Source organism: Achromobacter sp. ACM05 (assembly GCF_019218915.1).
Classification (GTDB): Bacteria; Pseudomonadota; Gammaproteobacteria; order Burkholderiales; family Burkholderiaceae_B; genus Achromobacter; species Achromobacter animicus.
On sequence record NZ_JAHUWQ010000002.1, the window covers coordinates 1261154 to 1273245 of the forward strand.

The window sequence follows — 12092 nt, forward strand, 5'->3', positions numbered from 1 at the left end:
TCGGCTCCTGAGACAGTGGATCAGCGCGGACGGACGAGTTGCCAGGCGCGGCCCAGGTAGCCGATCGACGCAAAGCCGCTCCAGACGTGCACCAGGCGGGTGAACGGGAAGATCACGAACAGCGTGAGACCCATGAACAGGTGCGCCTTGAAGAGCAGCGGCACGCCGGCGATGTAGCTGGCGGCATCGCCCTGGAACGTGACGATGTGCTGCGCCCAGGTCATCAGGTGCACCATCATTTCGCCGTCCATGTGGCCGGCCGACAGCACGATCGTGGACAGGCCCAGCAGCAGGGTCACGAGGATCCAGAGCAGCAGGATCTTGTCGCCCGGCCGCGTGGCGTGTGCAATGCGCGGATCGGTCAGGCGGCGGTGGATCAGGATCAGGAGGCCGATCAGGCACAGCCCGCCCATCACGCCGCCGGCCACCATGGCGACCATCTGCTTGAGCGAGTGCGAGACGCCCAGCGTGTCCCACACGACGACCGGAGTCAGCAGGCCGGCCAGATGCCCGAAGAACAGGCCGATGATGCCGATGTGAAAGAGGATGTTGCCCAGCCGCAGCTGGCCGCGGTGCAGCAGTTGCGAGCTGTCGGACTTCCAGGTGTATTGCTCGCGTTCAAAGCGCGCCAGGCTGCCGAGCAGGAAGATGGTCAGCGCGATGTACGGATAGATGCCGAAAAGAAACTGATTCAGGGAGTTCATGATGCGTCGTCCTGAGCATTAATGAGTCGCGGCGGAACGGGGATGGAAGTGCACGGGCTGTGCGCCGCCTCCCGAGAACGGCCGTAGCAGCGGTTCCACGCCGTCCGGGCCGGCCCCGAAGGCCTCCATCGCCTCGTCCATGTCGCGCACGGGCGCCTCGGTCTGCACGCGCGGAATCACGCGGGACTGGGCGCGCAGCACGGCAAAGATGCAGGCATAGGAGCTTTCGCTCTTGGCCAGGCGCGCGCCAATTGCTGCCAGCACGTGGATGGCTTCGTCCAGCAGTTCCTGGGCCGTGTCGGGGTCGATGACGCCCAGGAATTCCAGGAAAAGCGGTACGTGATCCGGCAGTTCGGACACGACGGGTTCGAAACCGTGCTGGCGGTAGGTCTCCAGCAAGTCCACCATGGCCTGGCCGCGGTCGCGGCTTTCGCCGTGCACGTGTTCGAACAGGTGCAGGGAATGCGAGCGGTTGCGGTCAAAGGTGGCGACGTAGTTCTCTTGCAAGGGAATCAGGTCGTTCGAGGCCAGGTAGCTCACCAGGGGCTGCAGGGTCTCTTCGGCGTCCGGATAGGCCGCGAGGGCCTCTTCCAGTTCGCCCAGGTAGTCCAGCAGCTCCGGCTCGGGGTAGCACAGCATGGCGGAAAGCAGTCGGTACAGGCTCATGATGTTTTCCTTTCCTTAAGCCGAAACGGCCTTCTTGCGCGACTTGGGCATCTCGATGAAGATTTCGCTGCCCTGGGGCTTGCGACCGAACAGAGTGCCTTCCGACACGCCGCCCGAGCAGCCGTTGCCAAACGTGAAGCCGCAGCTTCCCTTCTCGTTGAAGCTGTCCTCGACCACTTCCTTGTGGCTGCTGGGCACGACGAAGCGGTCTTCGTAGTTGGCGATGGCCATGATGCGGTACATGTCCTGCACCGTTTCCTCGCTCAGGCCCACCTGGTCCAGCAGGGCCGTGTCGCGTTCGCCGTGAACGGTCTCGGACCGCTTGAACGCGCGCATGGCCAGCATGCGTTCCAGCGCTTGCAGCACCGGCGCTTCATTGCCGGCGGTCAGCAGGTTGGCCAGGTAGCGCACGGGGATGCGCAGCGTGGACACATCGGGGATCATGCCGCTCTTGCCGACGGTGCGCTGGGGCATCTTGCCCGATTCAGCGGCCGTCTGGATGGGCGACAGCGGCGGGATGTACCAGACCATCGGCAGCGTGCGGTATTCCGGGTGTAGCGGGAAAGCGACCTTCCAATCGACGGCCATCTTGTAGACGGGCGAATTGCGCGCGGCTTCCAGCCACGATTCCGGGATGCCCTGCTCGCGGGCCGCGGCGATCACCTCGGGCGAGTGCGGGTCCAGGAACAGGTCGAGCTGCGACTGGTAGAGGTCTTGCTCGTTCGCGGTGGATGCGGCGTTCTCGATCTGGTCGGCGTCGTACAGCAGCACGCCCAGGTAGCGGATGCGGCCCACGCAGGTTTCCGAGCACACGGTCGGCTGGCCGGCCTCGATGCGCGGGTAGCAGAACGTGCACTTCTCGGCCTTGCCGCTGTTCCAGTTGTAGTAGATCTTCTTGTACGGGCAGCCCGAGATGCACATGCGCCAGCCGCGGCACTTGTCCTGGTCGACCAGGACGATGCCGTCGTCTTCACGCTTGTAGATGGAGCCGGACGGGCAGCTGGCGACACAGGCCGGGTTCAGGCAGTGTTCGCACAGGCGCGGCAGGTACATCATGAAGGTGTTCTCGAAGGTCGAGTACATCTCCTTCTGCACGCCTTCAAACAGGGCGTCGCGGCTGCGCGAGCTGAATTCGCCGCCCAGGTCGTCTTCCCAGTTGGGGCCCCAATGGATCTTCTCCATCTTCTTGCCCGTCAGCACCGACACCGGACGCGCGGTGGGCGGCGTTTGCGACAGCGGCGCGTTCTTCAGGTGCTCGTAGTCGTAGGTGAACGGCTCGTAGTAGTCGTCAATGGCGGGCAGGTTCGGGTTGGCGAACAGGTTGGCCAGGATGCGCAGCTTGCCGCCTTGACGCGGTTCCAGCTTGCCGGCGGCCGTGCGGCTCCAGCCGCCCTTCCACTTTTCCTGGTTTTCCCATTCCTTCGGATAGCCGATGCCGGGCTTGGTTTCCACGTTGTTGAACCAGGCATACTCGACACCGTCGCGGCTGGTCCAGACGTTCTTGCAGGTGACCGAGCAAGTGTGGCAGCCAATGCACTTGTCCAGGTTCAGCACCATGCCGATTTGGGCGCGTATCCTCATGATTGCTTCTCTTCTTGTTGCAGTTCTTCGACGAGCGGGCCTTCCAGCCAGTCCACCTTCTTCATCTTGCGCACGACCACGAATTCGTCGCGGTTGGCGCCCACGGTGCCGTAGTAGTTGAAACCGTACGCCTGCTGGGCGTAGCCGCCGATCATGTGCGTGGGCTTGAGCACCGTGCGCGTGACCGAGTTGTGGATGCCGCCGCGCTTGCCGCTGGTTTCAGCGCCCGGCACGTTCACGATCTTTTCCTGGGCGTGGTACATCAGGCACATGCCGACCGGCACGCGCTGGCTCACGACCACCCGGGCGGTCAGCGTGCCGTTGACGTTGAACACTTCGACCCAGTCGTTGTCGACCAGACCGGCCTGCTTGGCCTCGGCTTCGGACACCCACACGTGGGGGCCGCCGCGGCTGAGGGTCAGCATGCGCAGGTTGTCCGAGTACGTGCTGTGGATGCCCCACTTCTGGTGCGGCGTGATCCAGTTCAGGACCAGTTCCTTTTCGCCGTTGGGGTACTTGCCCAGCATGGGCGCAACCGTCTTGGTGTCGATGGCGGGCTTGTACACGCACGAGCCTTCGCCAAAGTCCAGCATCCAGCGGTGATCCTGGTAGAACTGCTGACGGCCCGTCAGGGTGCGCCATGGGATCAGTTCATGGACGTTGGTATAGCCGGCGTTGTAGCTGACCTCTTCGCTTTCCAGGCCAGACCAGGTGGGCGCCGAAATGATCTTGCGCGGCTGCGCCTGGATGTCGCGGAAGCGGATCTTGTCGTGCTCGCGGCCGACGGCAAGGTGCGTGTGGTCGCGTCCGGTGATCTTGCCCAGCGCTTCCCACGCCTTGACCGACACGTGGCCGTTGGTTTCCGGTGCGAAGGTCAGGATCATTTCAGCGGCGTCGATGGCCGTGTCCAGACGCGGACGGCCCTGGCTGACGCCGGCTTCGGTGACGCTGTCGTTGATGCCGGCCAGCTCGTGGACCTCGTGCTGCGTGTTCCAGTTGATGCCCTTGCCGCCGTTGCCCAGCTTGTCCAGCAACGGACCCACCGACGTGAACTTGCGGTAGATGTCGTTGTAATCGCGTTCAACCACCGTCATGGACGGCGCGGTCTTGCCGGGGATCAGGTCGCATTCGCCCAGCTTCCAGTCCTTGGGTTCGAAGGCCTGGCCGAGTTCTCCCGGGGTGTCGTGCATCAGCGGGGTCAGCACCAGATCGCGGCGCTTGCCGAGATACGGGCCGCCGATGTCGGTGAACTTCTTGGCGAGCAGCTTGTAGATTTCCCAGTCGGTCTTGCTTTCCCAGAGCGGCTGCACGGCTTCGCTGAGCGGGTGGATGAACGGGTGCATGTCGGACGTGTTGAGGTCGTCCTTTTCGTACCAGGTGGCCGTGGGCAGCACGATGTCGCCGTACAGGCACGTGGTGCTCATGCGGAAGTCCAGCACCGTCAGCAGGTCCAGCTTGCCTTCGGCCGCGTCTTCCTCGTAGGTGACTTCGGTGGGCTTGATGGCATCGCCTTCATCGCCGAACACCGCGTTCTGCGTGCCCAGCAGGTACTTCAGGAAATACTCGTGGCCCTTGCCGCTGGAGCCGAGGATGTTGGAGCGCCACACGAACATGTTGCGCGGGAAGTTGGCGGGATCGTCCGGGTTTTCGCAGGACATGCGAAGGTCGCCCGACTTCATCTGTTCGACCGCGTGGGCGATGGGATCCTTGCCCAGGCTGTCGGCCTGCGCCACCACGTCCAGCGGATTGGTGCGCAGCTGCGGCGCCGACGGCAGCCAGCCCATGCGCTCGGCGCGGGCGTTCAGGTCGATCATGCTGAGTTCGCCGTACTTGGCGCGGTCGGCGGTGGGGCCGAGCACTTCCTGCACATTCAGCTTTTCGTGGCGCCATTGGCTGGTGTGGGCGTAGAAGAACGAGGTGCCGTTCATCTGGCGCGGCGGGCGGACCCAGTCCGCGGCGAACGCCAGGGGCGCCCAGCCGAACTGCGGACGCAGCTTTTCCTGGCCCACATAGTGCGCCCAGCCGCCGCCGCTCTTGCCGACGCAACCGCACATCATCAGCATGTTGATGATGCCGCGGTAGATCATGTCCATGTGGTACCAGTGGTTCAGGCCGGCGCCGACGATGACCATGGACTTGCCTTCGGTGTCGTGCGCGTTCTGGGCGAATTCGCGCGCCACCTGGATGACCTGCGCGCGCGGCACGCTAGTGTGCTTTTCCTGCCAGGCGGGCGTGTAGGGAACGTCGTCGTCGTACGAAGTTGCGACGTTGCCGCCGCCCAGGCCGCGATCGAGGCCGTAGTTGGCCATTTGCAGGTCATACACCGTGGCGACCAGCGCCTCGGTGCCGTCGGCCAGGCGGATGCGGCGGGCGGGCACGTTGCGCACGAGGAGTTCGTCGTGTTCGCTGCCGAAGTACGGGAAACCCACGCCGACCACGTCGTCCGACTGGCCCAGGAGGGTCAGCGTCGGGACGATTTCGCGGCCCGAACCGCCGTCCTTGGATTCGAGGTTCCAGCGGCCAACCTTTTCACCGTCGTTGACGGCGCCCTCGCCCCAGCGGAAACCGATGCTGCCGTTGGGCGCGACCAGATCGCCGGTGGACTCGTCCAGGACCAGCGTCTTCCAGTCGGGGTTGTTCTGTTCGCCGAGCGCGTTGTCGAGCTGCGAGGCGCGCAGGAAGTGGTCAGGGGCGTAGAAGCCGTCGCGTTCCTTGAGCTGCACCAGCATCGGCATGTCGGTGTAGCGGCGCACGTAGTCCGTGAAGTAGGCCGACTTGCCCGAGAGGTGGAATTCCTTGAGGATGACGTGGCCCATGGCCATGGCGAGCGCGGCGTCGGTGCCCTGCTTGGGCGCCAGCCAGATGTCGCCGAACTTGACCATTTCGCCGAAGTCGCTGGACACGGCCACGGTCTTGGTGCCCTTGTAGCGGACTTCGGTGTAGAAGTGCGCGTCGGGGGTGCGGGTCTGCGGGACGTTCGAGCCCCAGACCATCAGGTAGGTGGAGTTGTACCAGTCGGCCGATTCGGGCACGTCAGTTTGTTCGCCCCAGATCTGGGGGCTGGCGGGGGGAAGATCGCAGTACCAGTCGTAGAAGCTGAGGCAGGCGCCACCCAGGAGGCTCAGGTAGCGGGCGCCGGCGGCGTAGCTGACCATCGACATGGCGGGAATCGGCGAGAAGCCGATCACGCGGTCGGGACCGTACTTCTTGATGGTGAGCGCGTTGGCGGCAGCAATGATTTCGGTGGCGGTGTCCCAATCGGCGCGGACAAAGCCGCCCAGGCCGCGCACCGACTTGTAGCGCTTGGCCCGCTTGGGATCCTGGCTGATCCATTCCCAGGCGGCGATGGGATCCATGGTCTTGCGGGCTTCGCGCCACATTTCGATCAGGCGGCCGCGGATCATGGGGTACTTCACGCGTTGCGCCGAGTACACATACCAGCTGTACGAGGCGCCGCGCGGACAGCCACGCGGCTCATGATTGGGCAGATCGGGACGGGTGCGGGGGTAGTCGGTCTGCTGGGTTTCCCAGGTGATCAGGCCGTTCTTGACATAGACCTTCCAGGAGCAGGAGCCGGTGCAGTTCACCCCGTGGGTGGAACGCACCACCTTGTCGTGCTGCCAGCGGGCGCGGTACGCGTTTTCCCACTTGCGGTCCTCGTTGACGGTTTCGCCGTGACCGTTCGCGAAGGTGGACTTCACCCGCGACATGAACTTCAACCGGTCCAGAAAATGACTCATTGTGTTTCTCCAAGAACGCCGGCCTGGCCGGCGCGTACTGCGATCAATGCTGATGAAGCAACTTTAGGACTGGGCTGTCTGGCGGACCATTCGCCGGTGGCACAACCCGAGTTCGGCAGAGTGACTAGTTATCCGCGTAGACCGAACTAGTCGCGCGCCGCCGGCCGCACCGCGCGCAAAGCACGGACCGGCCGGCGTATCGGGCAGATCAGCACGGCACGGGCGCATTGCGGCGCGCGTAGAACCACCAGGTGATCAGCATGCAGGTGGCGTAAAAGCCGATGAAGCAAACCAACGCGGTCTGGACGCTGCCCGTCATGTCGAGCGACGTGCCGAAGCTGCGCGGAATGAAAAAGCCGCCGTAGGCCCCGATGGCGCCGGAAAAACCCAGCACGGCGGCCGATTCCTTGGCCGCTTCCGTCATGGCCTGCTTTTGCGCGGCCGGGCCCTTGCCCTGCGCGGCCTGCGTGCGCTCACGCAGGAAGATCACGGGGATCATGCGGAACGTCGAGCCGTTGCCCAGGCCGGTCAGCGCGAACAGCACGATGAACATGGCGAGGAAGCCGTTGAAGTCGCCCAGGCGGCCTTCGCCAGGCAGGAACACCATGACGCCCGCCACCGCGGCGATCATGGCCGCGAAGGTGAAGAGCGTGACCCGGGCGCCGCCCAGCTTGTCGGAGATCCAGCCGCCCACGGGACGCGTCAGCGATCCGACCAGCGGTCCCAGGAAGGCGTATGCCATGGGATTGACCGTGGGAAACAGCGTCTTGGTCAGCATGGCGAAGCCCGCCGAGAAGCCGATGAACGACCCGAACGTGCCCACGTACAGCCAGCACATCAGCCAGTTGTGCTTGCGCTTGAAGATGACGGCCTGATCGGCGAACGAGGCGCGCGCGTCGGCGATGTCGTTCATGCCGAACCACGCGGCGATGGACGCCAGCGCGATGGGGATCACCCAGATGAAGCCCGCGTTCTGCAGCCACAGGTTCTGCTGCGTGCCATTGGCGTTGATGACCTGGGGTTCGCCGCCGGCGACGCCAAACACGCCCATCGTGATGACAACCGGCACCACGAACTGCACCAGCGACACGCCCAGGTTGCCGATGCCGGCATTCAGGCCCGTGGCCAGGCCCTTCTTTTCCTTGGGGAAGAAGAAGCTGATGTTGGCCATGCTGGAGCTGAAGTTGCCGCCGCCCAGGCCGCACAGCAGCGCCAGGATCAGGAGCGTGGGGAACGAGGTGGTCGGGTCGCGCAGCGCGAAGCCCATGCCCAGCGCCGGAATCAGCAGCGAGGCGGTGGAGATGGCCGTCCACTTGCGCCCGCCGAAGACGGGCACGAGGAACGAGTAGAAGATGCGCAGCGTGGCGCCGGACAGCGCGGGCAGCGCCGTCAGCCAGAACAGCTGGTTCTTGGACAGCATGAAGCCGGCGCGGTCCAGGTTGACCACGACCACGCTCCACAGCATCCAGATGCTGAACGCGAGCATCAGCGCCGGGATCGAGATCCACAGATTGCGGTTGGCGACGCGCGCGCCGGTCTGTTTCCAGAAGCCGGGGTTATCCGGCTCCCAGCGCGCAAGGACTTGAGTGGACATGAGGTTCTCTCAGGATGGTGGGTGGGTCAGGCGGCCTGCTGCCGCGCGATGGCCGCGCTTTCGGGCCGGAAACTGAAGTGCATGAAGATGAGCGAGACGCAGACCGTGCCGTACAGCAGCATGAAGGCGCTGGAGCGGATGCCGGTCAGGTCGAGCAGGACGCCGAACATGATGGGAAGAATGAAGCCGCCCAGGCCGCCGGCCAGCCCGACGATGCCGGACACGGCGCCGATGTTGTCGCTGAACTCGTCAGAAATGAACTTGAAGACGGAGGCCTTGCCGATCGCCATGGCGATGCCGACGATGAACAGCAGGATGGTGAAGGTGACCGGACCGAGCGCGATGCCGAAGGAACGCGGGCCGCCGGCGGTCATGACGGTGAATTCGGTTTGCGGGTAGCTCAGCAGGAAGAACGCGACCCAGCACACCCACATCACCCACCACGTGGTCTTGTAGGCGCCGTAGCGGTCGGAGATCCAGCCGCCGACCGCGCGCAGCACGCCGCCGGGCAGCGAGAAACATGCGGCCAACAGCGCGGCCAGCTTCATGTCGAAGCCGTATTCGCCGATGTAGTACTTGGTCATCCACAGCGCCAGGGCAACGTAGCCGCCGAACACGACCGAGTAGTACTGGCAATAGCGCCAAACGCGCGGGTCTTTCAGCATGGCGAACTGGGCCGACAAGGATGCGCCGCCTGCAACGCGGTGCGAGGGATCGGACGACGAGAACATCCAGAACAGGATCGCGGTGACCAGCAGCGCCACGGCGTACACCTGCGGCACGATGACCCAGGATCCGGCGGCCGCGGCGATCAGTGCGGGCGCCACGAACTTGGTGATGGCCGAACCCGAGTTGCCGGCGCCAAAGACACCCATGGCCAGGCCCTGCTTGTTGCGCGGGAACCAGCGCGCCACATAGGGCGTGCCCACCGAGAACGAGCCGCCGGTGAGGCCGACGAACAGCGCCAGAACCAGGAACTGCCAGTATTCCGTGGCGTACGACAGCAGCCAGATCGGCACCACTGCCAACAACATCAGCACGAAGAACACGGGACGGCCGCCGTAGCGGTCGGTCCAGATGCCCAGCGGCACGCGCACGAGGGAACCGGTCAGGACCGGCATGGCGGCCAGCAGGCCGAATTGCGTTTCAGACAGGCCGAGCTGGGTTTTTATGGGAATGCCCAGCACGGCGAAGATCATCCACACCGCGAAACAGATGGTGAAGGCAAACGTACTGGATATCAGGACCCGCATCGGCGCGCCGGCCGAGGATTGATGTGCTGCCATGGTTGGTCTCGCTTTTTGCTGACAAATACGTATGTGGGTAGCCTAAGGAGGCCGCCCTTCACTCACCATTCCCCAGCCGACCAAAGGGCCATTTCCGAAGTGCCTAGTCATGCGGGTGTTCCGGATAGCCTTGCGCTGGATCAAGCAAGCAAGTCGCGCCCGGATGCCGCCAGCAGTAATATGTATTTCAAATACACGTTCAAATCCGCAACGCGGCGCATCCTGCGCGCACTGGCTACATCATGAGCACCCTGCTTTCCATTGAAGAACCCGCAAAGAAGCCGCGGCCGGCACCGCCCGAATGGCGCGCTTTCACCGAAATGGGATTTCGCCCGCTGTACCTGGCGGGCTGTTTTTGGGCCCTGTTCTCCGTGCTGCTGTGGGTGCATGCGCCGGCGCGCCTGACCGGCGTGCTGAACGGCATGTTCTGGCACGCGCATGAAATGCTGTGGGGCTATGTCGCCACCATTGCAGTAGGGTTTCTGCTGACGGCGGGCGCCAACTGGACGGGCAAGAATCCGCTGCGAGGCAACCCGCTGGCGGCCCTGTGCGGGTTATGGATCGTCGCGCGGGTGGGCTATCTGGTGCCGGGCCGCCCGGCATTCGCCGTTGCGGCGGCTGCCGATCTGCTCTTCTTTCTGTGGGCGGCTGGGGCGCTGGGACGCGCCGTCGCCGTGACACGCAACCAGCGCAACTATGGCGTTCCCTTGCTGCTGCTGGCGCTCGGCGCGACCAACGGGCTGTATCTGTGGGCGACGGTACAGGGCGATTACGTCACGCTGATGCGCTTTTTCAATGCCGGCCTGCTGTCGATGGCCGTGCTGACGTTGCTGATCGCCCGGCGGGTCATGCCCTTCTTCGCCAAGCGCGCCGTCGCGGGCCTGGACATCCCTCCCCATACCAAGAGCGGCCATTGGCAGCTTGGGTTCGGCGTCATTGCCATCGCCTGCCTGCTGGCCGGGGTGCAGCAAGTGGCCGCGGCGGCGTTGGCGGCCAGCGGCGTGATCGCGCTGGTGCAGTGGGTGTCCTGGAAGCCGTGGGCCGTGCGGCGCGTGCCGCTTCTGTGGATTCTCTATGCCGGGTATCTGGGCCTGGGCATCGGGCTGCTGGTCGGCGCGGCGCAATTGGCGGGCTTCGTCGTCCGGCAGGCGTGGCCGGCGCACGTGATTGGCGTGGCAGGGTTCTCCGTGCTGATCCTGGGCATGGTGACGCGCACCGCGCTGGGCCACCTTGGCCGGCCGCTGCACACGGACCGCAGCATGGTCGTGAGCTACGCGCTGATGATCCTGGCGGCATTGCTACGGCTGGCGGCGCTGTTGCCGACCGCCGCGACGCTGGGCTTGCTGCATGCGTCCGCCACCGCGTGGGCGCTGGCGCTGGGACTGTACCTGTGGCGGTTCTTCCCGATGATGATCCGGCCGCGCGCGGATGCGGCGGCCAAGCAGGCCGCGCCGGTCATGCGGGTGATGCCGGTGTCGCGGCCGAAAGGCTGAGACGCGTCAGGACCGATCTTCGCGCCGCTCCATCGCGGCCACTTCCCGGCGCATCGCCTTGATCCACGCCTTGAGCAGGGATTCATCCGAGAACTGCATGATCTCGTGCTCCAGTTCCTGGATGTACTCCTGAATGTCCTTGATGTCGTCGTCCAGTTCGCCCATTACCGTATCGGGATCGAACGTGGCGAACACGTCCAGTTCGTAGCGCAGCTTGAAGCCTTCTTCCGCGAACTGAAGCTGGCTCAGCACTTCGTCGAGTTGGGCGGCGAGCACCGTGTTGGTCTCTTGCAGCCGATCGTCCGGGATGTCGGCAACGGCCTGGACCTCGGTACGCAGGGCGGGATTCTGGGCGGACTGGGCCTGGCGCGCGCGCTCGGCCTCTTGCAAGGCCTGCCACGCGACGTCGTTCGTCACGGCCGGAATCTTGACGACGCGCGCGTACTCCAGCAGTTCTTCCGCGTCCTCGTCGTCATACTGGTCCTGGATGATCTGCAGCAACTGCATGGGCGACATCGAGGCCAGATCGGCAACGTCCAGATCCAGCGCATCGGCCAGTTCCTGGCCCGCGCTTTCCGTCAGTTCGGCCAGGTTGGCGTCGTAATCCGACCCGCGGTGCTTCTTGTAAAGCGTCTTGAGGCGCGCGGTGTCGCAACCGGCAGGCAGCTCGCTCTTGGTTGCCAGGACCAGCAGTTCTTCCGAAAACTCCGTGACCAGTTCGGAAACGAATTCGCGCTCGGCCTTGGACAGGCCCATTTCCTTGTAAGCATGATCAAAGCACAGCACCAGCTTGTAACGAAGCTGGTTGAGCTTTTCTTCGAGGGGCCGCAGCGTCTCGGTGTATTTGCGCTGGTAATCGGCTTCGATCGACTGCCACTGCGCCAAGCGGTCGCGTTCGGACGCCAGCCGTTCCTGCAGGCGCTCGAATAATTCCCGCTGACTTTCGAAGGATTCTTTGCTCATGACCCACTCCTCTTGCAAACCGGGGTATTGAAAACAACCGCCACTCTAAACGATACGCGCAAACC

Annotated in this window: 8 protein-coding genes; 1 reads left to right on the plus strand and 7 read right to left on the minus strand. The window is 64.4% G+C overall.

The window, feature by feature from the left end; all coding sequences use genetic code 11:
- Nucleotides 1-20: 20 nt before the first annotated feature.
- The 6 genes from narI to KW836_RS16725 all read right to left on the minus strand — a co-directional run bounded on the left by narI (nucleotide 21) and on the right by KW836_RS16725 (nucleotide 9571).
- Nucleotides 21-704, minus strand: a complete 684-nt coding sequence (narI, locus tag KW836_RS16700) for a respiratory nitrate reductase subunit gamma (RefSeq protein ID WP_175121299.1) — start codon at nucleotides 702-704, stop codon at nucleotides 21-23.
- Between the two features lie 18 nt (nucleotides 705-722).
- A complete protein-coding gene (gene narJ / locus KW836_RS16705; protein ID WP_175121298.1) occupies nucleotides 723-1370 on the minus strand; it encodes a nitrate reductase molybdenum cofactor assembly chaperone in 648 nt (215 codons plus the stop codon).
- A gap of 15 nt (nucleotides 1371-1385) precedes the next feature.
- On the minus strand, nucleotides 1386-2951 hold the full coding sequence (gene narH / locus KW836_RS16710) for a nitrate reductase subunit beta (protein WP_218344098.1): 1566 nt from the start codon (nucleotides 2949-2951) through the stop codon (nucleotides 1386-1388).
- Nucleotides 2948-6691 (minus strand): nitrate reductase subunit alpha, encoded by a 3744-nt coding sequence (locus KW836_RS16715; protein ID WP_175136320.1) that lies wholly within the window; start codon nucleotides 6689-6691, stop codon nucleotides 2948-2950. The genes narH and KW836_RS16715 overlap by 4 nt, the downstream gene beginning before the upstream one ends.
- A gap of 208 nt (nucleotides 6692-6899) precedes the next feature.
- Nucleotides 6900-8285 carry a NarK family nitrate/nitrite MFS transporter gene (locus KW836_RS16720; RefSeq protein WP_175136319.1) on the minus strand — a complete coding sequence of 462 codons (1386 nt, stop codon included), beginning with the start codon at nucleotides 8283-8285 and terminating at the stop codon, nucleotides 6900-6902.
- 26 nt (nucleotides 8286-8311) lie between these two features.
- Nucleotides 8312-9571, minus strand: coding sequence for a nitrate/nitrite transporter (locus tag KW836_RS16725; RefSeq protein ID WP_239212686.1), 1260 nt, complete (start codon nucleotides 9569-9571; stop codon nucleotides 8312-8314).
- A gap of 242 nt (nucleotides 9572-9813) precedes the next feature.
- Between KW836_RS16725 and KW836_RS16730 the strand changes: the two genes are divergently transcribed.
- On the plus strand, nucleotides 9814-11064 hold the full coding sequence (locus KW836_RS16730; RefSeq protein WP_218344099.1) for an NnrS family protein: 1251 nt from the start codon (nucleotides 9814-9816) through the stop codon (nucleotides 11062-11064).
- 6 nt (nucleotides 11065-11070) lie between these two features.
- Here the strand turns inward: KW836_RS16730 and KW836_RS16735 are convergent, their stop codons facing one another.
- The gene (locus tag KW836_RS16735) at nucleotides 11071-12027 is read right to left on the minus strand and encodes a molecular chaperone DnaJ (protein WP_218344100.1); all 957 of its coding nucleotides are present in this window, start codon (nucleotides 12025-12027) and stop codon (nucleotides 11071-11073) included.
- Between the last annotated feature and the right edge of the window lie 65 nt (nucleotides 12028-12092).

Excerpts from the sequence above, each read along its gene's own strand:
- KW836_RS16725 (WP_239212686.1), bottom strand. The coding sequence starts at position 9,571 with ATGGCAGCACATCAATCCTCGGCCGGCGCGCCGATGCGGGTCCTGATA.
- KW836_RS16720 (WP_175136319.1), bottom strand. The coding sequence starts at position 8,285 with ATGTCCACTCAAGTCCTTGCGCGCTGGGAGCCGGATAACCCCGGCTTC.
- narI (WP_175121299.1), bottom strand. The coding sequence starts at position 704 with ATGAACTCCCTGAATCAGTTTCTTTTCGGCATCTATCCGTACATCGCG.
- narH (WP_218344098.1), bottom strand. The coding sequence starts at position 2,951 with ATGAGGATACGCGCCCAAATCGGCATGGTGCTGAACCTGGACAAGTGC.
- KW836_RS16730 (WP_218344099.1), top strand. The coding sequence starts at position 9,814 with ATGAGCACCCTGCTTTCCATTGAAGAACCCGCAAAGAAGCCGCGGCCG.
- narJ (WP_175121298.1), bottom strand. The coding sequence starts at position 1,370 with ATGAGCCTGTACCGACTGCTTTCCGCCATGCTGTGCTACCCCGAGCCG.
- KW836_RS16715 (WP_175136320.1), bottom strand. The coding sequence starts at position 6,691 with ATGAGTCATTTTCTGGACCGGTTGAAGTTCATGTCGCGGGTGAAGTCC.
- KW836_RS16735 (WP_218344100.1), bottom strand. The coding sequence starts at position 12,027 with ATGAGCAAAGAATCCTTCGAAAGTCAGCGGGAATTATTCGAGCGCCTG.